Origin of the sequence: uncultured Nisaea sp., assembly GCF_963974195.1 — a bacterium.
Taxonomy (GTDB): Bacteria; Pseudomonadota; Alphaproteobacteria; order Thalassobaculales; family Thalassobaculaceae; genus Nisaea.
Genome location: NZ_CAXBDC010000009.1, coordinates 32,440 through 57,251, shown reverse-complemented (window position 1 = coordinate 57,251; position 24,812 = coordinate 32,440). Strand labels below are relative to the sequence as shown.

The following is a 24,812-nucleotide window of genomic DNA, read 5'->3' as shown; positions in this document are numbered from 1 at the left end:
AAACGGGGCGCCCGACAGGCGCCCCGTTTTCTTATGATATCGACGATCCCTTAGGACGGAATAAGGCGGTTCCACCAACCACGGCGGGTTTTGCCGTCTTTTGCCGTGCTCTCGACTTCAACGACATTACTTCCGTCATCGGACGCCTTTTCCGGTTCTGCCGGGGCTGTTTCAGCGATCGCGTCGGACCCGTTTCCGGAAGAAAGCGCGGCCGGGGCCTCTTCCGCCGGAGCGGCAGGAGCAGGAGCAGGAGCAGACGGGGCCGGAGCCGTATCCGCCTTCGGTGCTTCCGTAACAGCTTCGACGGCCTCAACCGTTTCAGCTTTCTTGGCCCGGCTACGCCGGCGCGGTTTTGCCGCCGGCTTTGCTTCGGTCTTGTCGGTCTTGTCCGCCTTGTCGCCACTTTCGGCCGCAGGAGCGGCTTCGGCATCGGCGGCCTTCTTGCGGCGAACACGCGGCTTGCGCTTCGGCTTTTCTTCCGCAACGGCCGGTGCCTCTGCTTCGGCTTCAGCCGGCGTGGCATCAGACGCCACTTCCTTGACCTCGGCCGGAGCTTCCTCAGTCACCTGCGGAGCATCGGCAGCGACCGGAACCCCGGTCTGCTGCTCGTTCTCGTTCTGCTCGGCAGGCGCCGCCTGGCTATTCTGGCTTTCCAAAGCAGCGTCGTCTGTCTGCTCCGTGCCCTCGCCATTCTCGTTTGCCGCAACGCCTTCTTCACCATTGCCACGACGTGACCGGCGGCGACCTCCGCGCTTGCCGCGGCGGCGGCGCTTCTTGTTGCCGTCCTCATCATCACCGGCTACAGCGTCACCATCGGCAGCAGCGGCGTTACTCTCGCCGCTCTCTTCCGATTCTTCTGCTTCTTCGGAGACGCTCTCGCCCTGATCCTGCTGCTCTGCAGCGCGCTTGTCACCACCACGGCGGCGGCGGCGGCGGGACCGCTTGGGACGGCGCTCCTCGTCACGCTCTTCCGTCTCGACCTCGGCATCCGCCTCGATCTCGATATCCTCATCGTCTTCTTCGACGTGCGGAGCAACGATCGGAGCCGCGAGATCAATGCGCTCGCTGGCGGCTTTCGGCAGCATGCGCTCAATCCGCATATCAGGCGGCACGAGACTGTCATCGGCTTCCAGGAAGACGCGGAAACCATAACGCTCCTCGATAGTGGCCAGCGCATCCCGCTTCTTGTTCAGGATGTAGAAGCCGACTTCGGAGGGCACGTAGACCGCAATCTCGTTGGCCTTCTGCTTGATGCCTTCTTCCTCAATCGCGCGCAGCACATGCAGGGCCGTCGAGTCCGTGGACCGGACACGGCCGCTGCCGGCGCACTGAACGCAGACCTGGGTCGAAGCTTCGAAAACGCTCGGGCGCAACCGCTGACGGGACAGTTCCATCAGGCCGAAATGACTGATCCGGCCGAGCTGGATACGCGCCCGGTCGTTCTTCATCGCATCCTTCATGCGCCGTTCGACGGCATGCTGGTTGCGCGGCTCGTCCATGTCGATGAAATCGATCACCACGAGACCGGCCATGTCGCGCAGCCGAAGCTGGCGCGCGACTTCGTCCGCCGCCTCGAGGTTCGTCTTCAGCGCGGTTTCCTCGATGTTCCGCTCACGCGTGGCGCGGCCGGAGTTCACATCGATGGCGACCAGCGCCTCCGTCTGGCTCATCACCAGGTAGCCACCGGACTTGAGCTGCACCACCGGATTATGGATGGCGTCGAGCTGGCCTTCGATCTGGTAGCGATGGAACAGCGGAACCGTCTGCTCCTTGTAGGGCTGCACACGTTTGGCGTGGCTCGGCACCAGGGTCCGCATGAAGTCCTTAGCGATCCGGTAACCGTCCTCGCCCTCGACCAGAACTTCGTCGATATCACGCGTATAGAGGTCGCGGATCGAGCGTTTGATCAGGTTCGCTTCCTCGTAGATCAGGCAAGGCGCCGAGGAGGTCAGCGTCTTCTCGCGGATCTGATCCCAGAGCCGAAGCAGATATTCATAGTCACGCTTGATCTCGGTCTTGGTCCGCTGGCTACCGGCCGTGCGGACGATCACAGCCATGCCTTCCGGCACCTCGAGACCTTCAACGATCTGCTTCAGGCGCTTGCGGTCGGCGATATTGGTGATCTTGCGGGATACGCCGCCACCACGCGCGGTGTTCGGCATCAATACGCAATAACGGCCGGCGAGCGACAGGTAAGTGGTGAGCGCAGCGCCTTTATTGCCGCGCTCTTCCTTGACCACCTGCACCAGCATGATCTGGCGGCGGGTGACGACTTCCTGGATTTTATAGCGGCGGCTCAGATTTTTCCGCGGACGGACATCGTCGTCGTCGCCGTCGGTATCGTCTCCGCCAATGCTTTCCGGAGCCGGGGCAGGCGCGCCACCGTCTTCATCGTCATCGTCATCATTATGGGCTCGGGCTTCAGCGCGCTCTTCAGGCGTTGTGGCCGGGGCATCCTCGGCGGCAGCTTGTGCCACCGCATCTTCCGCACGCTCTTCGGCGAGCAGAGCTTCGCGATCCTCGACAGGGATCCGGTAATAATCGGGGTGGATTTCGCTGAAGGCGAGGAAGCCGTGACGATTCCCGCCATACTCAACGAAAGCCGCTTGCAGTGAAGGCTCGACCCGGGTGACCCGGGCGAGATAAATATTTCCCTTAAGCTGCTTGCGGGATTCTGTCTCGAAGTCGAAATCTTCGACACGATTGCCACTCAGAAGGACCACTCGGGTCTCTTCCGCCTGTGTGGCGTCGATCAACATGCTTTTTGACATTAAAAGTAGACTCCTGGGCCACGCGTATCGCGCGCCGTACGCCGGAATTCAGTCTTCCGATGCGTAAAGGCGCCGCGTCCGCGGGCATGTTCTCTGAGAGCGAAACGGGGGTAAGGGCGCAATGGCCACCAACGCCGCGTTTCCATTCGATAGCAGGGATCCTGTCCGCTCGACCCATTGTGATTAGCCCGTCCACGACCTCACCACACGGAGCCATCAGGCGGCTCTGCGCAGGAATAATCGGATTTGAACCAGCGTGGATCACGATCGGAACATGTCCCGTTGTGTAGAATGTTGGCGCATTCCCGCGCCATTAGGGCGCCCCGGCACCACGTTTCCGAAAGTTACGGGGCAGAAATCTGCGCTGTCCGCTACGGACCGGCACCCGCGTAACATAGTCACTTTGGATTTTCGGAACAATGATTTCCTTCAACCCCTGCAGAAATTAATGTTTTGCTCAAGAAGTATCGTTCAAAATACTGATTTGAAGAGATTTTATTGCAATGCGAATCGGCAATGGTTAAAAATGGTCAGGATTGTGGCATGGACGCATAAGCGGGCGCGACCGGTGCAGACATTGAAAAAACGGATAACGACACTTTTGCTTGTCCTGTTTGGCATGCTTGGCGCCATTCCATCCGCCATGGCCATCGACGGGACGGTTGAAGCTATTCGTATCGGCCAGCACCCGGACAAGATCCGGTTCGTCATGGATATTTCCAACCCGCTCGATTTCAAGGTTTTCAGTCTGGCGGACCCCTACAGGGTGGTCATCGATTTGCCTGAAGTCAGCTTTTCCTCCGGTGCACATCCGGAAAACCGGCGGCCGAAAGCCATCAAGGGATTTCGGTTCGGGCTGTTCCGCCCCGGCACCTCCCGCGTCGTGATCGATACAGCGCAGCCCTATTCCATCGCGGCCGCCTTCCCGCTTCCGGCCAAAGGCGACCAGAGCCCCCGCATCGTGCTCGATCTGAAGCCGACGACCCGGGCTGCTTTTCTTACGGAATCGGCCAAGTCCGTGGCAGCGGCACAGGCCGCGCGGCGCCCGATCCTGACCGCCCCGAAACCCACGGCCCCGCCCCTGCTGACCCGCCCGCAGCGCCGGGCCAACGACAAAATTCTGGTCGCGATCGATGCCGGCCATGGCGGTGTCGATCCCGGCGCCATCGGGGTCTCCGGCGTTTATGAAAAACAAATCGTCCTGAATGCCGCCCGCGTGCTGAAAAGCGAGCTGGAGCGCACAGGACGCTACAAGGTCTTGCTGACCCGGGACCGGGACGTGTTCCTGCGCCTGCGGGAACGCATCGCCATCGCCCGCCGCGCCGGGGCCGATCTTTTCGTCTCCCTGCACGCGGACTCGATCCCGAACCGTAAATTGCGCGGCGCCTCCATCTATACGCTTTCCGAGAAAGCCTCGGACAAGGAAGCGAACTTGCTGGCGGTCAACGAAAACAAGTCGGACATCATCGCCGGCATGGATTTCGGCACGGAAACACCTGAAGTCACCAGCATCCTGATCGACCTTGCCCAGCGCGAGACCATGAACCACTCCGCCCGCTTTGCCGGCATGCTGGTTCGCGAAATGCGTGGCGAGGTCAAACTGCTCAAGACCGCGCACCGGTTCGCCGGATTTGCCGTATTGAAAGCCCCCGATATTCCGTCGGTGCTGGTCGAACTCGGCTTCCTGTCGAACAATCACGACGAGAAGCTCCTGCGCTCCACCGCGCATCTGAAGCGCGTCGCCGCCGCTTTGCGCCGTGCAATCGACGATTATTTCGATCTCGTGCAGTCGGCCGCCCGCGCCAATTGAACAATATCGCGTGTTCAAGCGTTAATCAGGGCAAGAACCACATGACATAGCGCACAATCGTGTCACATTAGATGGTGATACTGTGCGCCGTCCTGCAGCCAAAAGGCTGCGCAACCGGAGAGTTCTGACGGCCAATGCGCTGGGTATTAATTCTTTTCTCCACCGTCCTGCTCGGCGGCCTGATCGCTCTGGGCGGTGTTCTCTGGGGCCTGCACCATTTCGGCCGCGGACTGCCGGATTATAAGCAACTGGCGGATTACGAGCCGCCTGTGATGACGCGCGTGCATGCGGGCGACGGACGCCTGCTCAGTGAATATGCCCGGCAGCGCCGCGTCTTTGTTCCCATTGACGCGATGCCGCGCCGGGTCATCAAGGCCTTCCTCTCGGCCGAGGACAAAAATTTTTACACCCACCCCGGCATCGACTTCATCGGCCTTGCCAAGGCGGTGATCGACAATGTGCGGAACCTTGCCCAGAACCGGCGTCCTCGTGGCGCCTCGACCATCACCCAGCAGGTGGCAAAGAATTTCCTGCTGACCAATGAGGTCTCCATCGAGCGCAAGGCCAAGGAGGCTATTCTGGCGCTGCGTATCGAGCGCGCGATCAGCAAGGACCGGATCCTCGAACTCTATCTGAACGAAATCTATCTGGGCCTGCGCTCCTATGGCGTGGCGGCGGCAGCCCTGAACTATTTCGACAAAAGCCTGGACGAGCTGAGCATCGCCGAATCTGCCTATCTGGCCGCACTGCCCAAAGCCCCGAACAACTATCATCCGGTCCGCGACCATGCCGCTGCCATGGCCCGGAGGAACTGGGTGATCGGCCAGATGCAGGAAAACGGCTTCATCTCGGCCGAAGACGCCGCACGCGCGAAGGAAGATCCGCTCACGACCCACGAGCGGACGATCACGGAAGTCGCCCAGGCGGATTATTTCGCCGAGGAAGTCCGGCGCTGGCTGGTCGGCCGGTTCGGTGAGGACGGCCTCTATGAAGGCGGGCTCTCCGTCCGCACCACCCTCGACCCGAAGCTGCAGCGCTTCGCGGACGAGGCCCTGCATTGGGGACTGATGCATTACGACCGCCGCCATGGTTGGCGCGGGCCTCTCGGAAAGATCGAGATCGTCGCCGGCTGGGGCGATACTCTTGGCGCGTTCAAGGCGCCTGAAACGGCGCTTCCCGGCTGGCACAAGGCTCTTGTCCTGATTGCCGAGGACAAACAGGTACAGATCGGCTTCGAAGACGGCTCGTTCGGCCAAATTCCCCTGGGCGAATTGACCTGGGCACGGGAATGGCACGAGAAGCAGAGACTGGGCGGCAGCGTGAAGAAAGCGTCGGATGTTCTGGCGCCGGGTGATGTGATCTTCGTCGAACCCGTCACCAAGAACGACGACGGCAAGGACTATCCGGCAGCCACCTTCACCTTGCGGCAGGTTCCGAATGTCGAAGGCGGCCTCGTCGCCATGGATCCGCACACAGGCCGCGTGCTGGCCCTCAGCGGCGGCTGGAGCTTCCAGGACAGCCAGTTCAACCGGGTGACCCAGGCCTCCCGGCAACCCGGTTCCGCTTTCAAGCCCTTCATTTATCTGGCCGCGCTCGACAATGGCTTCACCCCCGCGACCCGCATACTGGATGCGCCCTTCGTGATCGATCAGGGCGCAGGCCTCGGCAAGTGGAAGCCGGCCAACTACACCAAGAAATTCTACGGTCCGAGCCCGATGCGGCTGGGTATCGAGAAATCCCGGAACCTGATGACCGTGCGTCTGGCACAGACCATCGGCATGGATCTCGTCACGGATTATGCCCGCCGCTTCGGTGTCTCCGACGATATGCCGAAGCATCTTTCCATGGCGCTTGGCGCGGGGGAGACCACCCTGCTCCGCCTGACCACGGCCTATTCCATGCTGGTGAATGGCGGCAAGCGTGTGGAGCCGACCCTGATCGACCGGGTGCAGGACCGCAACGGACGTACCATCTATCGCCATGACGCACGGAACTGTGACGGCTGCCTTGCCACGCGCTGGCGGATGGAGCCGGTACCGGGCATCCCCGACACCCGCGAGCAGGTTTCCGACCCCGCTTCGACATATCAGCTGGTCAGCATGCTTGAGGGCGTCGTGCAGCGCGGCACCGGCCGGCGCATCTCCACCATTGGCAAGCCCCTCGCCGGCAAGACCGGCACCACGAACGACAATGTCGATACCTGGTTCGTCGGATTCACGCCCGACCTCGCGGTCGGCGCCTTTGTCGGATTCGACCAGCCCAGGACACTCGGCCCCCGGGATACCGGCTCCAATGTCGCCGCGCCCCTGTTCAAGCATTTCATGGAGAAGGCGCTGGCCGACCAGCCTTCCATCCCGTTCCGGATTCCGCCGGGCATACGAAAGGTCCGGATCAATGTCGCGACCGGTGCCCTGGCCCAGCCTGGCGACCGGGACGTCATGGTCGAGAGCTTCAAGAGCGGCACCGAGCCGACCGGCGAGAGCGAGATCGTGTTCGGCGGCGACACCGCCGGATGGGGCTCCGCCGGCCCCGGCAACACGGCCCCGGTTGCGGGACGCGGCTCCGGGCTATATTAAGAGCGCCCACCTCTTTCCAATCCAATCAGGGAGTGCGTCGGCCATGCGTGCCGAGATCACCGCAACAGCCGAAGAGATCAAGCAGTCGATAGAGCTGCTGAGGAGGCATCTTTGACTGGGATGTTTCCCATGTCCGCCTATCGGAACTGAACGCCCTCGTCGAAGATCAGGGGCTCTGGGACGATGCCGACCGCGCACAGAAACTGATGCGCGAACGGACCCAGCTCGAGAAAAACCTGAACGACGTCAAGCAACTCGAACAGGACCTCGCCGACGCCATCGAACTCATCGAACTGGGTGAGATGGAGGAGGATGCCGATATTGTTGCCGAAGCAGAGGCGACGATCTTCGGGCTGAAGGAAGTCTGCGAGAAGCGCCAGATCGAGAGCCTGCTCTCCGGCGAGGCGGATGGTTTCGACTGTTACCTAGAAGTGCATGCAGGTGCCGGCGGCACGGAGGCCCAGGACTGGGCATCGATGCTGCTCCGCATGTATACGCGCTGGTGCGAGAGCCACGGCTACAAGGTCGACTGGCTGGAGGAAAGTGCCGGTGAAGAAGCCGGGCTGAAATCCTCCACCATCAAGGTCAGCGGACACAATGCCTATGGCTGGCTGAAGACCGAGAGCGGCGTGCATCGCCTGGTCCGGATTTCGCCCTATGACAGCGCCGCGCGCCGCCATACGAGCTTTTCCAGCATCTGGGTCTATCCCGTGATCGATGACAGCATCGAGATCGTGATCGAGGACAAGGATATCAGGATCGATACCTACCGGGCATCAGGCGCCGGTGGCCAGCACGTCAACCGGACCGATTCGGCCGTCCGCATCACGCATATCCCGACGGGCATTGTCGCGCAGTGCCAGAACGACCGCTCGCAGCACCGCAACCGGGCAACCGCCATGGACATGCTGAAAGCGCGTCTCTACGAAGCGGAACTGCAACGGCGCGAGGATGAGGCAACCGAGGTCGAGGCGGGGAAATCCGATATCGGCTGGGGCTACCAGATCCGCTCCTACGTGCTGCAGCCCTATCAGATGGTGAAGGACCTGCGAACCAACGTGGAGACTTCCGCGACGCAAGCTGTGCTGGACGGCGATATCGACCAGTTCCTGGAAGCCTCTCTGGCCCAGAAGCTGGGAGACGGAAACGCCAACACGCCGAATTAGGCCGGTCACATCAGGCAGAACCCTGCCTTCAAGAAAGTTCGCGAGCCCCATGAATCTGTATTTATGAGCCTGTATTTCGAGGAACTGGACTACCGGCCCACGCCGATCGGTCCCATCAGCCTCCGGCGGCGGCGCGAGCTGTCGCTCGGGGTCGATGTCTTCGAGATCATGCTCGGGGACGAGCATCTGATGTCGAGCCTGTTCACGGCATCGGAGATCGCCCTTGCCGAGCTGGGGCTCGCAGCACTCACCGGTGACAAACTCGATATCCTGGTTGGCGGCCTCGGCCTCGGCTACACCGCCGACGCTGTCCTGGAGCATGACAGCGTCGGCTCGCTGCTCGTCGTGGATATGCTGGAGGCGGTGATCGACTGGCACCGCGCCGGGCTGCTGCCACTCGGCACAGAGGTCGCTGACGATTCCCGCTGCACGCTGGTCCAGGGAGACTTCTTCGCCGGAGCGGCCAGCACGGCCGGCTTCGACCCAGACGCCCCCGGCCGCCGCTTCGATGCCATTCTGGTGGATATCGATCACTCGCCGGAAGCCCTGCTCGATGATCGCAGCGCCAGCTTCTATGGCCCCGAAGGCCTCGGAGCGCTGGCCGCCCACCTCAAACCTGGCGGCATCTTCGGCCTCTGGTCGAACGACAAACCCGACCCGGCCTTTACCGAAAGACTTTCAGAGGTGTTCGCCGAGGCCTGGGCCGAACCGGTAACCTTCCACAACCCGCTGCAGGACCTCCCCTTCACGCAGACGGTCTATCTTGCGCGGACTGCGGTCCCGAACGAGCGCATATAGGATCAGGATCACGCAAATCGCTCGATAACAGGCAGTCTTGAAGCCTCTTCAGCGGGACCGTCTGATCTCGAGGATATCCATCAAATCAAGCATGCGCGGATCGTTATCTATTGCCTGTTTGAATTCATCCTCTGTCGGTGCCTCCGCATAGAACTGCTTGAGCTTTCCGCCATATTCCTCAAGCTCTTGCCTGTGCTCCCAGCGGAAGCTGCTTTCCCATGCGAAATACCCAACCCGGGTCGAGTCCGGATTGTTCAGCACGTTGACTTTCGGCAGGTACTCGCCGACCCAGCCCGGATACATCGCATGGGCCTCCAGACCTGTCACCAGATCGGAAAACGCTTTCTCAGATTCTGAAGCACGCGTTTTTCCAGGTTCGGTGTGCAGGTTTGCAGGTGCCGTATTATTTTCAGATGAAATGATGGAAGTCGTCATGTCTCCGTCCCCTCGCAACAATTACTCATGCGAGAAAAACAGGCAAAAATCATGCCGCTCGATCAATAGCGCACGACATGTATCCACCGGACAGATTGCGCGTCTTTAATCCGAGCGAAACGGGTCAATTATCGCCTTTGGTCTTGCCGAAAGGGGTCACGTTATCGTCCGGGCTGGAGGCTGGCTGGGTATCCGTCTCCACCGCACTCTCATCCGTCTCGACATCCACCTTGCGCTGCAGGCGCAGGTAGGACCGGTAGCTGAGCGGCAAAGAGGCGAGATAGGCGAACAGCAGCGCGGAGAAGAACTGCCAGGGCGCGCTGACCAGCCAGGCGACGCAGCCACCGACCACGATCAGCAGCGGCAGCACCAGTTTCTGCGGCACCCGGGCGCCCTTGAAAGAATAGGTCGGGACCTGAGAGACCATCAGCAAACCGATGACAACCTGCCAGACAGCCAGAATATGCGGCTGGTGCAGGTAGCTGAAATCCACCTCGAAGCTCAGGATCAGCGGCAGCAGGCCAAGCCCGGCGGCAGCCGGGGCCGGAACACCGGTAAAGAACCGGTAGGTGAAGGGCGGCAGGGTCGGGTCGTCTGTCTTGGTGTTGAAGCGGGCCAGACGCAGCGCCATGCAGGTGGCGAAGAACAGCGCCGCCATCCAGCCGAAACTCTTCAGCTCCTGGGTGGACCAGAGGAACAGGATCAGCGCAGGCGAGACACCGAAGCTGATGAAGTCACCCAGCGAGTCGAGCTCGGCGCCGAACTTGCTCTGCCCCTTCAGGAGCCGCGCCATGCTGCCGTCGAGCGTATCGAGGATAGCGGCAACGGCGATGGCACCGACCGCCAGCGTCCATTGCTCGTTCAGGGCAAACCGGACCCCAGACAGCCCGGCGCACAGCGCCATGACCGTAATCATGTTCGGAATCAGCTTGCTGATGGAAATCACCGGAAGCCGGCGCCGTCTGCCCCTGATCATCGTGTTTTATCCGTGTCCAGTTGTCGGAACCGCCAGTGACCTAGCGGATCTCGCCCTTGCGTGCCGCCTCGGCGGAGTTCAGATCGGCAATCACGGTCTCGCCCGCAACCGCACGCTGCCCCACCGTGACCAGCGGATTGACGCCTTTCGGAAGATAGACATCGACCCGGCTGCCGAAACGGATCAGCCCGAACCGCTCACCAGCCTGCACGGCCTGATCTTCCTGAAGGTAGCAGATGATGCGGCGCGCGACCAAACCGGCGATCTGCACGAAGGCGACCTTGCGGCCGTCCTTCATCTCTACCGCGACAAGCTGCCGTTCGTTCTCTTCGCTTGCCTTGTCGAAGGCAGCATTGACGAACTTGCCCGGCACGTAAGCCAGCTTGCAGACCTGCCCGTCGACCGGAATGCGGTTCACGTGGCAGTCGAAGACATTCATGAAGACGCTGACACGGCACATCGGCTCGTCGCCCATGTCGAGCTGTTTCGGCGGCGGTGCATCGACGATCATCTGCACCACACCGTCAGCGGGGGTGATGACCAGACCTTCGCGGCTTGGTGTTACCCGGTCCGGGTTACGGAAAAAGTAGATGCACCACATCGTCAGCACGAGGCCAACGAAGCCGAGTGGCTCCCACACGGCATAGAGCAGCAGTGTCAGCACCGCGAAAGCGGCGATGAACGGATAACCCTCACGCGCCACGGGAACCAGTACGCCCTTCAGAACGCCATCGTCCTGCTGATTTAACATTTGTTTTCCGTCCGGTTAGTTGACTGTCGGCAACCCGAAGACCTGGCCCGGATAGATCAGGTCTGGATCGCGGATCTGGTCGCTGTTCGCCTGATAGATCTCGGTATAGCGGAAGCCGGAGCCATAGACCCGGCTGGCGATCCGCCAGAGATTGTTGCCGGGCTGTATAATGACGACCGAGTCTTTCGGCAATCCCGTGATCGGAACGGCGCGGATGAAAGGCAGCTCGATACGGGCGATCACCTGGCCGCTTGTCGATACCTTGTCGACCCGCACCTGGTGGGTTCCGGCTTCGATATTCTGTTCCGGCTTCGCCGACCAGCTGCCATCGGCACCGGATGTCGCCCGGGCCGCCAGTTTGTTGTCGACGTAAATCTGGACTTCAGTATCCGGCGTGGTCTTGCCGCTGAAAACAACCGCCCCCGTGTCGTCATAGTCGATCACGTCGAGAGTCACGTCAGCGCCCGTGTTTTCAGAGGCAGCCCCGCCCGCCTTGGCCGTCGCGGTCTCGGGGAAGGACTGAACCTTCGGCGTCTCCGTGGGCTGTTGTCCTGCGGTTTCGGCTTTCGGCTCCGGCACCTGGAGGACCTTGGTCGGTGTACTGGAGGCCTGATCGCGCGGCACCACCATGGCCAGCGGTTTTTCCACCGCCGTACTTTCCTGCCCGGCGATGTTCTTGCCCTTTTCCGGAATCACGACAACCACGGCATTCTCGGACTTGGATGGAGTATCGCCATCCGCACCGGTATCGCTTTCCAGAGTCAGCACGCTGCTGCCAGAAGGCAGTTTTTCATCCGGAAGGAAAACCCAGTCGCCCTTCTCGTCGGCCTGCACTTCGCCGATTTTCCGCTCACCGTCCATGATCCGGACTTTCGCGTTCGGCTTCGCCTTGCCGGCAATGACAGTGTTGCCTTCAGGATCAACGCGGACGACATCGAAGCTCGGCTCCGCCAGATCCGGCTTGTCGTCGGCTGGCTCCGGAGTCTCCGCGGCGGTCGGTGCGCTCGACGAATCCGGCGCTTTTGCAACAGGTGCAGCGGCCGAACCCGGGGCGCTCTCTGTCTCCACGGGAAGCGGCAAACCGCCCTCTTCCGTGGTCCAGTAGAACAGCCCCACAGCCGAGGCGAGCACCAAGATTCCGGCGGCGCCAATCAGATACGGCTTTGATAACATGCTTTAAGGGCTCCCACACGCGCTCGGACGACAATAAACCCTTACAATCCCGGGCGCAATGCAGCGGAAAACTGTGATTTTATGCTGCTTGACCGAGCTTTGAGAGGGTGAGATAGACGAGTTTATGAAAGAGAAAAAATCCATCTGCGTATTCTGCGGTTCCTCCGGGAGAGTTGATGAAGCCTACCGGCAGGCCGCAACCCGGTTCGGAACCCTTGTCGGCGAGAAGGGTTACGACCTTGTCTATGGCGGAGGCCATGTCGGGCTTATGGGCATGGCCGCGGACGCCGCACTCGCGGCGGGTTCCTCCGTTGTCGGCGTCATTCCGAAGTTCCTGAAAGACTACGAAGTCGGCCATGACGGTCTGAACGAGCTTGTCGTGACCGACAATATGCATGACCGCAAACGCATCATGTATGAGCGCTCGGATGCCTTCGTGATCCTGCCCGGCGGCCTCGGCACCATGGACGAAACCTTCGAGGTGGTGACATGGACCCAGCTCGGTCTGTCGGCAAAACCCGTGGTGCTCGCCAATATCAACGGGTTCTGGGATCCCCTGATTGCGCTCGTCGATCACCTGGTCACGACCGGGTTCGCGCGGGACGAGAACAGGTCGATCCTGCAGGTCGCGGACAGCGTCGAGGATATTTTCCCGAAAATTGCGGCCGCCCCCGTGAGCCATGGAAAAGTGGCTTCAAAGTGGGTCTGACTGCCCTCTAGTTCCCCTAACGGCGCGGTCTCTTCGCGACAAGCCTGCAGTGCGCATCTTGCATTGCGCCGCCTAGCTGATATTTTGCCGCCGCTACAAAGAATTTCTTTCCACAAAGGAGCCAGGTAGATGGCCAAGATCAAGGTCAAAAATCCTATCGTCGAGCTCGACGGCGACGAGATGACCCGGATCATCTGGGAGATGATCAAGGAAAAGCTCATCCTTCCGTACCTCGACGTCGATCTCAAATATTACGACCTCGGGATGCAAAAGCGCGACGAGACGAATGACCAGATCACCATCGATTCCGCGAACGCGATCAAGGAACATGGCGTCGGTGTCAAATGCGCGACCATCACGCCGGATGAAGACCGGGTGAAGGAATTCGGCCTGAAGAAGATGTGGCGGTCGCCGAACGGCACCATCCGCAACATCCTCGGCGGCACCGTGTTCCGTTCGCCGATCATCTGCAAGAACGTCCCCCGGCTGGTTCCGGGCTGGACCCAGCCGATCGTCATCGGCCGTCACGCCTTCGGTGACCAGTATCGCGCCACCGATATGGTCGTGAAGGGTCCGGGCAAGCTGACCATGACCTTCCAGCCGGCAGACGGCGGCGAAGCCATCACCCACGAAGTCTATGATTTCCCGGGTGGCGGTGTTGCCATGTCCATGTACAACCTGGACGAGTCGATCCGCGGGTTCGCGCGAGCCTGCCTGAACTATGGTCTCGACCTTGGCTGGCCGGTCTATCTCTCGACCAAGAACACCATCCTCAAGGCCTATGACGGCCGCTTCAAGGACCTGTTCCAGGAAGTCTTCGAGGAAGAGTTCGAGGCGAAGTTCAAAGCCAAGGGCATCATCTACGAGCACCGCCTGATCGACGACATGGTCGCGGCCGCGATGAAATGGTCCGGCGGTTTCGTCTGGGCCTGCAAGAACTATGACGGCGACGTGCAGTCCGACACCGTGGCCCAGGGCTTCGGCTCACTTGGCCTGATGACCTCCGTGCTGATGACCCCGGACGGGAAGACGGTCGAAGCGGAAGCCGCCCACGGCACCGTGACCCGTCACTATCGCCAGCATCAGCAGGGCAAGGAAACCTCGACCAACCCGATCGCCTCGATCTTCGCCTGGAGCCGTGGCCTCGCCTACCGCGCCAAGTTCGACGAGACGCCGGAAGTGGCGAAGTTCGCCGAAGCTCTGGAAAAAGTTTGCGTCGACACCGTCGAAGCCGGCGACATGACCAAGGATCTGGCGCTGCTGATCAGCCCGGACCAGCCCTGGCTCACCACCCAGCAGTTCCTGTCCAAACTGGACGAGAACCTGCAGAAGGCGATGGGCTAACGGATATCCGGCGAATGTCGGTTAAGCGGGCCGCCTTCGGGCGGCCCGTTTTCGTTTCAGGATATGATTTGTCTGGGATCTGGGAGAGAGGGACCGATGGATTTCTATCATATTTACTGCGACCTGAAGCCGGGCGTGTCGGACATGGAGTTCGCAGAGTCCGTGCAGAGCTATTTCGCGCATCTGAAGCAGGAAGGCCTGATCGAAGGCTCCCGGATTACCCGGCGCAAACTCGGCCTCGGCCCCGCCGACGGCACTGAATTCCATATGTGGCTGGAAACCCGCGACCTGGCACAGCTCGATGCCGCCTTCACCCATGTCTCGACCCGGGCCGAGCCGGTCGAAAGCTTTCATCATGCGGTGAATTCAAAGGTCCAGAACGTGCGTTTCACACTGTACCGGGATTTTCCGGACCCGCAGCGCCAGCGTGGCGGGGAGCGGTTCTGATCCGCTCCCGCCCCGCTTTGTCAGCACTTATCGATAGACATAGATAGGGCTGGTCCAGGCCCGGGTGCCGTCTTCCTGCTCAACCCGGATATAGATCGGGTTGTCGCCTTCCGGTTTCAGCGCGATTTTCCGCGTGAACGAGAAGGAGGTGTGCGGGTTGACGTCGGGCAGACGGTAAAGCTTCAGGAAACGCGGCAATTCGCCGGAAGCGTCCAGCACAGTGTCTTCCAGACCGATCTTTGCGATATCGAGGGCACAGCTGATCAGAGGCGTTTTCACAGAGAGCGTACCGGAGGCCGCATCCTTGAGATAAAGGTCGGCGCCGCCGAAATTGCCGGTGGTCAGAGCCTTCCAGCTGAGTTCGGTCTCGCTGTTCTGATCCAGCGTTTTGTCCCGGTTGAAGAAATTAACGGGAACCGCCTTCTCCAGACTATTACCATCGAGCGTGGCGGTTCCGTCCCAGATCACTTCACGGAACCGGCCGCGGTATTCCGCGCCTTCCCAATGCAGGCGAAGACGCGCGCCAAGATCCTCTTCGCCATAGGGCCGGACAGTTTCGATCAGATCGAGCCCATTGAAGATATCCACCCGGATGATCGGAGAATTGGTGTCGACGGAGACGGACAGCTCCATACCGCCACCCGGCAGATTGACAATATCCCCCATGGTCGCGGAACGGGTCGCAACAGACGTGCTGTCCATCAGCGCCGGATCGTCGTGATACAGCGTCCCCTCGCCCTCGAACGCGGCATCCATGCGCAGGACCATGCGTCCGCCATCTCCGCCGGTGGTTCCGTAATGGCGCCGCTTGCGCATGCAATCGAGCAGCGCGGCACGGCTCAGCTCCGCCGTGCTGAAACAGGTCAACCCGCCGATGGCGCCGAACTTGCCCGCGCCGGGATAACTCGCGCCCGGGCGCCCCTTGTGCCCGTCCGAATTGCACACCACGCCGACCCGGTAGCCCAGTTTGAAGGCGTCATGCAGCAACCATTCGAAAGTGCCCCAGGAAGAATGCACCTCGACCGACTTCTCGAAGCGGCCGTCATGGGCAACGCCGATATCGGCATAGCGGCCACCGCAATGGGCGTAGCAGACAACGTCGAATTCCCCGTTTTCGGCAAAAGCCTCGAACAACTCGCCCGCCGTCGTGCAATCGGTATCGGCGGTCGTCTGGTCTTCGATCAGGGCATGGGATGACCGGCGGATGATCCGCCCTTCATTCTGAAAATAGACGTTACGGTCACCCCCCAGTGCAGTGTTGCCGGACCATTCATAGCCCGGCATCGCAACGAAGCTGCCCGGCGCATCGAATTCAGCCGTGATCCGGTTCAGCTCGGCCCAGAACTCGTCAGAGATCTGGAAGTCGTTCCCCTGATGTCCGCAGGCATCGACCCAGGCCCGGTCCCGCGCGAAAGCAAAATATTCCCGCGCGCTGCCTGTTCCGATGGTCTCCTCGGACTGGCCGTGCATGTCGCCCCAGTAATGGACGAGATCGCGGTCCTCGATGATAAGGGGGTTCGTGCGCGCGATGATCCCGCCGCCCGCATTCTTCACCGTAACGGACACGCGGCCGGGCGCGTTCACGGACAGGCCGGGAACCTCCAGGCTGAAGTCGCCTTCCTGGAATGCCACCGCGTCCGGCAGGCCTTCAAGTGCCCCTTCGGCCTCAAGGAAGATCTTGCCGGAGCACCGGTCCGACGGATTGCCCCATTTGTCCTGCCCCTTGATCTTCAGGGAAAAGACCTCTCCCGGACGGCGCAGGGTCGGGAGTGCGGCGGAGTAGCTTTCCGGCATGCCGGGCACGATCGCAATCTGAGGCTGCACCGGCAGCGTCTGGAAATTGAAGGTTGCGATCGGGTCCACCAGAACCCTGAATTCAAAGCTTTCCTCACAGAAGGTCTGCAGCCGCATGCCGGCGCCGCCATGATCGGTCACGCCGAAGCGGATGGTGATCGTGTCCCCTTCCTCGAGGAACCCCTTCACGACCTTGATCCAGAGCGTCCGGTCCCACGGCCGGACATTGCCCTTGGGATCCCAGCGCAATTGCAGAACGGCGCCGTTCGAAGCCTCCACCGTGCAATAGTTCGCGGCTTTCGGATCGTCGAACTGCGGGTTGCCCTGGTCGGACGCGAAACGGAAGCAAATCCGAAGACTGCCGGAATCGTCGATCCCGAAAGTTCCCGCCGTATAGACGAGCGTGAAGCTGGCATATGTCCCGGCCTCGAACCGGCCGCTCGGCGTGATCTCGGCATGTCCGAGAGCGGATGGCGCGATCGGAGCACGCATCACGCCGCTGTTCATGTCCTGCCAGGGACGATCTTCGCGTCCGGTCATCGATGTTTGCTTGGTCATGGAAAGCCTTCTTGATTGTCTCTCCCGAAAGAGAGGTTCGTTTCAATTCGCGTTTTGCGCCTACCGGAAAACATCCACGAGAAACGTGGAGATTGGCGGCACATAGGTGATCAGGAGCAGGTCGGCGAGCAGCACCAGGATATAGGGCCAGATCGCAACCACGATCCGCTCGATGGCAACCTTGGTCACCGCCGAGGCAATGAACAGATCCACGCCAAGCGGCGGGGTCACGGTGCCGATGCTGAGATTGACCGCCATGATGATGCCGAACAGAACCGGGTCGACACCGAAGCTCATCGCCGCCGGATACAGGATGGAGGTGAAGATCACGATCGCCGCGGCCGCATTCATGATGCAGCCGACAAGCAGGAGAAAAACGTTCACCAGCAGCAGATAGATGAGCGGACTGCCGGCCGCTTCAGCCAGATAGGAGGAGATACTTTGAGGGATCTGGTTGATCGTGATCAGCCAGGCAAAGACTCCGGCGCAGTTCATGATGAACATGACGACAGCGGAGGAAATCACCGCCCGCCGGAAAGCCCGATAGAGATCGGCGAGCGTGAGCTCACGGTACATCAGGCCAACCACAAGGCCGTACAGCACCGCGACGATGGCCGCTTCCGTCGGGGTAAAGACACCGCCATAGATGCCGGAGAGAATGATGACCGGCATCAGCAGGGGCCAGAAGGCGGTCTTGAAACTCGCCCAGATCTCCGCTGTTCCCTGGAATTCCGTTCGCTCAATACCTTCACGGCGGGCCAGGAACCAGTTGAGCGACAACATGCTCAGGCAAATCAGAATGCCGGGAAGCATGCCGGCGAGAAACAGGTCGGCGATCGAAACGCCGGTCACCACGCCATAAAGAATGAGCAGGATACTCGGCGGAATGATCATGCCCGTCACGCCCGCAGCCGCGATCGTGGCTGCTGTATATTGCGGACGGTATCCCTTCTCTTCCATCGGCGCGTTCATGACGCCGCCAATGGCGGCAACCGTCGCCGCGTTCGATCCTGAGAGCGCGGCAAAGAAACTGGAGCCGAGAATGGCCACCGCTCCAAGCCCGCCTGTCAAATGGCCGACCAGGGAGCCGGCGAAATTGACCAGCCGCCGCGACATGCCGCCGGTGGACATGATCTCGCCCGCCAGGATGAAGAAGGGGATCGCGAGCAGCGGGAAGGAATTGTTCGTGGAGAGCATGCGCTGCGCCGCGATTTCAAGACTGATATCGCTGAGCAGCAGTCCGATCACGCTCGAGAGACCGAGCGCAACGGCGATCGGAACCCGCAGGAGCATGAAAAGAAAGAGAGAGCCAAAAATTGCCAGGGTAATCATGTCAGATTGTCCATCTGTCCGGCACGGGGCAGCGCTACAGACCTTCGGTGAAGAGCGCGTCGCCCGGGGCACGTATCTGCCGAACGATCAGCTCGGCGGTGTAGAGGATCAGGAACGCCATGCCGACGGGAATGGCGCCATAAACCCAGGACATCGAAACCTCGAGCGCCGGCGATATCTGGTGCTGGACACGAATGGTCAGATCGATGCCATAAACAAAGATCAGGACGAAGAACGCCCCGCTCAGCAGCGATGCCGCAATCAGGGCCGTGCGCCGCATCACAGCAGGCAAACTGGCGACCAGCAGGCCAATCGCGGCATGCATGTTCCGCCGGAGCGCGACGGCTGACCCAAGAAAGATCATCCAGACGAACAGGTAGCGGATGAGTTCGTCCGGAAAGGCGAGAGAGCTTTCAATAATGAAGCGGAAGACGACCGTCGCGATGCCGAGAAGAAACATCACGACAAAGGAGATCACGCAAACCACCGCCAGGGCGGTTTCGGATAGATCGAGAGCCTTGGTAAGAACTCGCATCTTGTGTGTCCTTGGCGGTGGTTGCAGGGCTGTGGGTGCAGGGCGCTTGGCCCGGAACGCTATTTCGTGGCGACAGCCGCCTCGACCAGGTCCGCACCGATCTTGCCGCGATATTCGGCCCAGACCGGCTCCATAGCTTTCTGGAAAGCGGCACTCTGTTCCGGCGTGAGACGCGTCACGACCATGCCTCCGGCTTCCATTTCCTTCAGATACTGCGCTTCCACCGCGTTCAGCTCCTTACGCTCCCAGTTCTGGGTCTCGATCGCAGCTTCCTTGAACAGGGCCTGCACGTTCTCCGGCTGCTCGCTCCACATCTTGTTGTCCGTAATGAACATGATGCCAGCCCACTGGTGATTGGACAGCGTGATGTTGCCCTGCACCTTGTCAAAGCCGAAGGCCTTCACGTTGCCGACCGGGTTGTCCTGGCCATCGACGGTGCCCTGCTGCAGGCCGGTGAAGACCTCGGAGAGCGCCATCGGCGTCGGGTTCGCGCCGAGAGCCTTGAAGGTGGCGACATTGAGCGGGTTGTTCACAACGCGGAACTTGATGCCCTTCATGTCATCCGGCTTCTCCACCTTGGTCTTCGCCGTGGTGATGGTCCGGAAACCGCTTTCATACATCGCGATGGTGCGGATACCGATCTTGTCCAGCATGCCCGCATAAAGCTTCTGGCCGACCGGGCCGTCCGAAACCGCATAGGCATGGGCACTGTCGCGGAACAGGAAGGGCAGATAGAAGATATCCAGCGGCGGGTAGAAGCTGGCAACGTTCGTGGTCGGAACCAGGGCGAAATCCACCACCCCGATCTGGATCGATTCCACGAGTTCGCGTGAAGACCCGATGGTGCTGTTCGGGAACACCTGGACCTTGATCTTGCCGCCGCTCTTCTCGGCGACAATGTCAGCGAACTTCTGCGCGCCTTTGGCCAGCGGATGGGTCTCGTTATACGGATGCCCGAATTTCAGGGACAGCTCAGGCATTTCCTGGGCCATTGCTGCCTGGCCCGTCGCGGCACCGGCCGTCATCACACCGGCGACCATCAGGGCCGTGGCGGCATTGCGCATTTCCTTGAGCGCCCGGCGAGGCAGATCCGATTGAATTCCAAAAATTGAAGTCATGGTGAAGCACTCCTGTCCGTTTGTTTGTTTTCCGCCCTCCCGAGGCGGACTCCGAAACGATGGGCTTGAGTGCCCACTCTGTTTTGACGCGGCGGTTCGTTGACCGCCGTCAATTCAGGTGATCTCGCGCATGACCGGCTGGTCGTGGGATGCAGCGGGAACAATTTCGAGCACCCTGTCGCTTGGCGGCACGAAGATCCGCTGCCAGGTGATGGGGGCATCGCGGTAGCTCATGCCGCAAATCGTCCAGACCATGCCGAATTGCCCCGGAGGCACGTCGAGGTGTCGGGTGACGCGCGGTGGCAGCGTCTGGCAGACCATGGTCTGCCGCGTGTTCAGGGTTGGTGCGTTGAAGCGTTCGGCCAGCATGTCCCGGAAGGACACGCCGTTCAGCGTCGTGTCGCTCATCCGGGCGAGATCCGCAAACCGGTCCGCCGGAAGATAGACCTCGCTGAAGGCGTCGAATTCGTCATTCACGGAAACGAGCCGCTGGATATGGATATAGCTGTCCACATCGGCGCCGAAAAACGGGCTCCACGGGCCGGTCTCGCGCGTGGTCTCGACGCTGATAACCTTGAAGAAGATCGGCAGCAGCCGCTCCCCGCCCTCGGCCATGAAGCGGAAATGGCGGAGATGCTCTTCCTGGGCCCGGGCGCCCGAGACGAACGTGCCGCTGCCATGCCGGCGTTCCACCACGCCCATCTGCACCAGACTTCGAAGAGAGCGCCTTACCGTCCCCAGACTGGCGCCAGTCTCGACCGCGATCTGATCCTCGGCAGGCAAGCGCTCACCCGGCAACCAGCGACCGGCCTCAATCGCGCTCAGGATCTCTTCCGAGATCTGCCGGTGCTTGGCTTTCGCCACCCCCTTGTCAGAGGTATTGACCGACCGGAGTTTGGAGACACTCATGCGCGCACCATTCCTATTAAGGACATTACATACAAAACGCTATTAGCACCGAAAGATAAGGTCAAGTCCTATATAGGACTTTGTTATTTTCTAATCTAAAGCGTGAAAAATGCCGCAAGTTCAGGCACTTCATCCCGCCCGGAAGAAGCGGCATGGCTGCCGCCCTCATCCGCGACATATCTGGCGGCGCCAAAATCACCCGGCACAGCCTCCGGTACTGGCAGGGAAATAATCTGCCCGTCCATAGACACGGGGATTTTCATCTTCCGGGGCATTAGAAACTGGCGGCCTCCCGGTTCTGGCACTAGAACGGCTTTCCGGTTCTGTTCCCTTCCCACTCCCCACCGCATCGAGGAGCGCACTAACGTTGGAAAGCGATCTCGCCTATTACGGCATCGTTGCCCTGGGGGCATTCGCCGGAGCATTGGCCACCGGCCTTGCCGGTTTCGCCTTCGGGATCACCTCGCTCGGGATCTGGGCACACGTCCTCAGTCCGGCGGAAGCGGCACCGATGGTGATCATCTGCTCGCTCCTGATCGTGATCGCCACAATTGGCCCGATGTGGCGGGCGATCGACTTTCGTTCGGTCTGGGTTTTCCTGATCGGCGGATTGATCGGGGTGCCGGGCGGAGTTGCTCTCCTGCCTTATGCCGATCCTGGCCCCTTCCGGATCTTCGTCGGTGCAACCCTGATCCTTTATTGCGCTGCCTTTGTCATTGCCGGACGGCTTCCGGCGATTACCGGAAGATACAGGGCTATCGATGCTCTTGTCGGCTTCGGCGGCGGCATAATGGGCGGGTTCTCCGGCCTTTCAGGTGTGCTCCCCACGATCTGGTGCAGCCTGATGAAATGGCCGAAGGACCGCCAGCGCGGCACATTTCAGCTCTTCAATGGCGTCATGCACAGTGCCAGCCTCACCCTCTATATCCTTCAGGGCCGCCTGCCGGAAAACATCCTTCCCCTGCTCGGCGCTTCCGCTCCGCCGATGATCATCGGCACCGGTATCGGATTTGCCCTCTACCAAAGGATCAACGATGCCCAGTTCAAAAAGATCCTGCTCTGGATGCTGGGCGTCTCCGGCGTCGGGTTGCTGATCCCGGCACTCTAGGACGGCACCGCTTCCGGCGCATATTGAGCCAGGAACTCCGGGCTTGGAGCGATCGGCGTGATGATATCGATCAGCACCCCATTCGGGTCCTGTGTGATGAAATGACGTTGCCCGAAGGGCTCATCCCGCAGCGGCAGCAATATCGGTAATGCCGCGTCCTCTACCCGCGCATATTCCGCATCCACGTCAGCCACCTCGAAATTCAGGATCAGTCCGGCTGCGCGGCCGCGCCCGCTCTCCGGAATCGTCTCGTGGTCTCCCTGAAGGATGGCGATATTCACAGCCTCATCTTCCCTGGACTGAAGATGAACGTACCAGTCGCTTTCGAAAGCAGGTTCGAAACGGAAATGCTCCCGATAAAACCGGGCCGTGTCGGCGACATCAGCGGTCAGGATAACCGGATAGAACTGCGTACATTTCATTGCTTTCCCTCCAGCAGAAAAATACATACAGTATGCATGTAAATATCAATAAACATACAGGCTGCATGTATGCAAGAAAATTCCAGCCGGCGTTCCAATCGGGACCGCACCGAAGAAACCCGCACGGCTCTGCTCTCTGCAGCACGGGCCCTTTTCATCGAGAAGGGTTATGCCGACACGGGCACTCCGGAAATCGTCAAGGCGGCAAACGTCACGCGCGGCGCGCTTTATCACCATTACCGTGACAAGGAAGACCTGTTCCGTGCCGTCATCGAAAGGGAAGCCTCCATGGTCAGCGCGGAAATCGGCCGCAGCACTGTCTCCGCCGAAACGCCTTTCGATGCGCTGGCATCCGGATCCGAAGCCTATTTCGATGCAATGGCCACACAAGGCCGCACGCGGCTGCTTCTACTCGACGGGCCAGCAGTGCTTGGTCCGGAAGAGATGTCCCGGATCGACAGAGAAACCGGTGGCGGATCATTGCTGGAAGGACTAGCGGCGCATTTCGGCCGCACTCCGGACCCGGAAATGGAGGCTCTTGCAGATTTGCTCTCCGCCGCCTTCGACCGTGCGGCGCTCGCCATCGCGCACGGTGCTCCCCGGGGCAACTACGAAGATGCCATGGCAAAACTGCTCCGCACGCTCGCCTCCACAGATACCCTGATTTGATCCGCCAAACAGGGCTACTTCAGAGATTGGACTTTCATTCAGACCGCCGGTCGATGGCAGTCCAGAGGCCCGGGTAGTCACGGACCAGCCCGGCATCATCCAGCGTCAGCATCGCCTTGAAACCGTTGGCCGGGGACTCGTACTCATACCGGTCTTCCGTCACGCGGCGATAGGTCTGGCGGAGCGGTTTCAAGGTCCAGTCGGACTCATCGAACCAGGCCGCCGTGTTTTCAACGGAAGCGCCCGGAGCCAGACAGCTCCGCCTCACGGCAACGGTGTTTGTCGCCGGGGTAAAGCCAAGATCGATATCCACCGCCCCTTCGACGGCAGGGACAGGCTCTTCATTACATGTCCAGGTTCCGTCATCGTCCCGCCATATGGCCAAATCGATCCGGCGGTTATCCGCCCATCCAACCAGACGTACCGTCCGGGTTAGCCAGTGCGGATCGCACGCGACACGATAGTCTATATGGAGAGGCGTCCCGTCATGAAGTCCGGTTGCGGTGCCCGCAAGGTGCCATCCGCCGTCACTTCGCAAGATACGGCAAAGATCGGTGCCCGGCTCATCCAGCCGGCGCCAGATGATCCAGCGTTCCGTCTTCACCACGGGGTCAAGCGCCGGAGAGACCGAACAGCCAGAAGAGATAGACGGCCGTCAGCACGCTGATCCCGGTGACGCTCCATAAGCCAAGCTTGCGGATCAGTATCCGCCGTTCCGCAGCGCGCTGCTGGCGATCGATACGATGGTGCCGTTCCGCCTCGATAGCGCTGAGAAAACGCAGCAGGCTGTCAATGGACTCGCCAGCCAGGGCCTGGAACTGGGCTGCGATATTTTCTCCGTCATTCAGACGGCGGACAATATCCGCGCTGAAGGGGAAGTCGATAACCTCCCGGCTGCCCTTCCAGTAGATCGTGCCTTCGAGCGGAGATTCGATGTCCCGCCCGTCATCGGGCAAACGGGCCAGAAATCCACCGATGGAAATATCGACAAGAGGTAGCCGGCGCCCCTGCACTGAAGCATAGGCACCCGTTACGGACCACCGTCCGTGCCGGCGTCTTTCTTCAATGATCACTGCTTCGGCTACAGCATTCATCACCTAGCCTCCAGTTCCCGGGCAACAGTCTACACGATCACGTCCAATCAGACTGCCACGGCCCATCAGGCTGCGTGCGATTATCTTCGTCATAGAGAATAAAACCGGATCAAGTAATGCATTAACTATCATGTGGTAATATTACCGGGTGCCACGGAAAAGTACATATAGGGTTACGCTATGCCGGAAATACCGCGCAAGATTGCGGTTTCGGCTGAAACAGCACCGTTCAGGCCAAGACCGGCGGCGGTTGGAATCGGCTCACCCGGACTCTTGATATTAACCTTGCCAGCCCCCGTCGGAGCAAGATAGCCGAC

General features: G+C 60.6%; 22 protein-coding genes. 9 read left to right on the top strand and 13 right to left on the bottom strand.

Annotation, left to right across the window (positions count from 1 at the left end; genetic code table 11):
* Positions 1-50: 50 nt before the first annotated feature.
* Positions 51-2,771 (bottom strand): ribonuclease E/G, encoded by a 2,721-nt coding sequence (locus AAC126_RS03835; RefSeq protein WP_339850250.1) that lies wholly within the window; start codon positions 2,769-2,771, stop codon positions 51-53.
* Between the two features lie 568 nt (positions 2,772-3,339).
* Between AAC126_RS03835 and AAC126_RS03830 the strand changes: the two genes are divergently transcribed.
* The 4 genes from AAC126_RS03830 (at position 3,340) to AAC126_RS03815 (ending at position 9,121) form a co-directional block, all read left to right on the top strand.
* Positions 3,340-4,581 (top strand): N-acetylmuramoyl-L-alanine amidase, encoded by a 1,242-nt coding sequence (locus tag AAC126_RS03830; RefSeq protein WP_339850248.1) that lies wholly within the window; start codon positions 3,340-3,342, stop codon positions 4,579-4,581.
* 134 nt (positions 4,582-4,715) lie between these two features.
* Positions 4,716-7,157 carry a penicillin-binding protein 1A gene (locus AAC126_RS03825; protein WP_339850246.1) on the top strand — a complete coding sequence of 814 codons (2,442 nt, stop codon included), beginning with the start codon at positions 4,716-4,718 and terminating at the stop codon, positions 7,155-7,157.
* Between the two features lie 43 nt (positions 7,158-7,200).
* A protein-coding gene (gene prfB, locus AAC126_RS03820) for a peptide chain release factor 2 (protein WP_339850244.1) occupies positions 7,201-8,323 on the top strand; the annotation gives its coding sequence in 2 pieces (ribosomal slippage) (positions 7,201-7,269 and positions 7,271-8,323; 1,122 coding nt in all).
* 63 nt (positions 8,324-8,386) lie between these two features.
* Positions 8,387-9,121 carry a spermidine synthase gene (locus AAC126_RS03815; RefSeq protein ID WP_339850241.1) on the top strand — a complete coding sequence of 245 codons (735 nt, stop codon included), beginning with the start codon at positions 8,387-8,389 and terminating at the stop codon, positions 9,119-9,121.
* Between the two features lie 48 nt (positions 9,122-9,169).
* Here AAC126_RS03815 and AAC126_RS03810 read toward each other — a convergent pair whose 3' ends face one another.
* The 4 genes from AAC126_RS03810 to AAC126_RS03795 form a co-directional block, all read right to left on the bottom strand.
* The gene (locus AAC126_RS03810) at positions 9,170-9,556 is read right to left on the bottom strand and encodes a hypothetical protein (protein WP_339850240.1); all 387 of its coding nucleotides are present in this window, start codon (positions 9,554-9,556) and stop codon (positions 9,170-9,172) included.
* 124 nt (positions 9,557-9,680) lie between these two features.
* Positions 9,681-10,532: a phosphatidylcholine/phosphatidylserine synthase gene (locus AAC126_RS03805; RefSeq protein ID WP_339850239.1), complete on the bottom strand. Its 852-nt coding sequence runs from the start codon at positions 10,530-10,532 to the stop codon at positions 9,681-9,683.
* 40 nt (positions 10,533-10,572) lie between these two features.
* Positions 10,573-11,283: a phosphatidylserine decarboxylase gene (locus AAC126_RS03800; protein ID WP_339850237.1), complete on the bottom strand. Its 711-nt coding sequence runs from the start codon at positions 11,281-11,283 to the stop codon at positions 10,573-10,575.
* A gap of 15 nt (positions 11,284-11,298) precedes the next feature.
* The gene (locus tag AAC126_RS03795) at positions 11,299-12,456 is read right to left on the bottom strand and encodes a LysM peptidoglycan-binding domain-containing protein (RefSeq protein ID WP_339850235.1); all 1,158 of its coding nucleotides are present in this window, start codon (positions 12,454-12,456) and stop codon (positions 11,299-11,301) included.
* A gap of 124 nt (positions 12,457-12,580) precedes the next feature.
* Here AAC126_RS03795 and AAC126_RS03790 point away from each other — a divergent pair, with 124 nt between their 5' ends.
* From AAC126_RS03790 to AAC126_RS03780, 3 genes are all read left to right on the top strand, one after another.
* Positions 12,581-13,165 carry a TIGR00730 family Rossman fold protein gene (locus tag AAC126_RS03790; RefSeq protein ID WP_339850234.1) on the top strand — a complete coding sequence of 195 codons (585 nt, stop codon included), beginning with the start codon at positions 12,581-12,583 and terminating at the stop codon, positions 13,163-13,165.
* Positions 13,166-13,294: 129 nt separating this feature from the next.
* Positions 13,295-14,509, top strand: a complete 1,215-nt coding sequence (locus AAC126_RS03785) for an NADP-dependent isocitrate dehydrogenase (RefSeq protein WP_339850232.1) — start codon at positions 13,295-13,297, stop codon at positions 14,507-14,509.
* A 96-nt stretch (positions 14,510-14,605) separates the two neighbouring features.
* Entirely contained in the window at positions 14,606-14,956 is a 351-nt protein-coding gene (locus AAC126_RS03780) for a DUF6614 family protein (protein WP_339850230.1), read from the top strand.
* Between the two features lie 27 nt (positions 14,957-14,983).
* On the opposite strand, the gene AAC126_RS03775 is transcribed toward AAC126_RS03780, so the two are convergent.
* The 5 genes from AAC126_RS03775 to AAC126_RS03755 form a co-directional block, all read right to left on the bottom strand.
* Positions 14,984-17,308, bottom strand: coding sequence for a hypothetical protein (locus tag AAC126_RS03775; RefSeq protein WP_339850228.1), 2,325 nt, complete (start codon positions 17,306-17,308; stop codon positions 14,984-14,986).
* A gap of 60 nt (positions 17,309-17,368) precedes the next feature.
* Positions 17,369-18,640, bottom strand: a complete 1,272-nt coding sequence (locus tag AAC126_RS03770; RefSeq protein WP_339850226.1) for a TRAP transporter large permease — start codon at positions 18,638-18,640, stop codon at positions 17,369-17,371.
* Between the two features lie 34 nt (positions 18,641-18,674).
* The gene (locus AAC126_RS03765; protein WP_339850223.1) at positions 18,675-19,175 is read right to left on the bottom strand and encodes a TRAP transporter small permease; all 501 of its coding nucleotides are present in this window, start codon (positions 19,173-19,175) and stop codon (positions 18,675-18,677) included.
* Positions 19,176-19,234: 59 nt separating this feature from the next.
* Positions 19,235-20,293 (bottom strand): TRAP transporter substrate-binding protein, encoded by a 1,059-nt coding sequence (locus AAC126_RS03760; RefSeq protein WP_339850221.1) that lies wholly within the window; start codon positions 20,291-20,293, stop codon positions 19,235-19,237.
* Positions 20,294-20,407: 114 nt separating this feature from the next.
* A complete protein-coding gene (locus AAC126_RS03755; protein WP_339850219.1) occupies positions 20,408-21,202 on the bottom strand; it encodes a GntR family transcriptional regulator in 795 nt (264 codons plus the stop codon).
* A 367-nt stretch (positions 21,203-21,569) separates the two neighbouring features.
* Between AAC126_RS03755 and AAC126_RS03750 the strand changes: the two genes are divergently transcribed.
* A complete protein-coding gene (locus AAC126_RS03750) occupies positions 21,570-22,310 on the top strand; it encodes a sulfite exporter TauE/SafE family protein (RefSeq protein ID WP_339850217.1) in 741 nt (246 codons plus the stop codon).
* Here the strand turns inward: AAC126_RS03750 and AAC126_RS03745 are convergent.
* Positions 22,307-22,732: a VOC family protein gene (locus tag AAC126_RS03745; RefSeq protein ID WP_339850214.1), complete on the bottom strand. Its 426-nt coding sequence runs from the start codon at positions 22,730-22,732 to the stop codon at positions 22,307-22,309. The genes AAC126_RS03750 and AAC126_RS03745 overlap by 4 nt on opposite strands.
* Before the next feature lie 69 nt (positions 22,733-22,801).
* Here AAC126_RS03745 and AAC126_RS03740 point away from each other — a divergent pair, with 69 nt between their 5' ends.
* Positions 22,802-23,401: a helix-turn-helix domain-containing protein gene (locus AAC126_RS03740; RefSeq protein ID WP_339850211.1), complete on the top strand. Its 600-nt coding sequence runs from the start codon at positions 22,802-22,804 to the stop codon at positions 23,399-23,401.
* A 34-nt stretch (positions 23,402-23,435) separates the two neighbouring features.
* On the opposite strand, the gene AAC126_RS03735 is transcribed toward AAC126_RS03740, so the two are convergent.
* Both AAC126_RS03735 and AAC126_RS03730 read right to left on the bottom strand, forming a co-directional pair.
* Entirely contained in the window at positions 23,436-24,008 is a 573-nt protein-coding gene (locus tag AAC126_RS03735) for a putative glycolipid-binding domain-containing protein (protein WP_339850209.1), read from the bottom strand.
* 4 nt (positions 24,009-24,012) lie between these two features.
* Positions 24,013-24,495 carry a PilZ domain-containing protein gene (locus AAC126_RS03730; protein ID WP_339850208.1) on the bottom strand — a complete coding sequence of 161 codons (483 nt, stop codon included), beginning with the start codon at positions 24,493-24,495 and terminating at the stop codon, positions 24,013-24,015.
* Between the last annotated feature and the right edge of the window lie 317 nt (positions 24,496-24,812).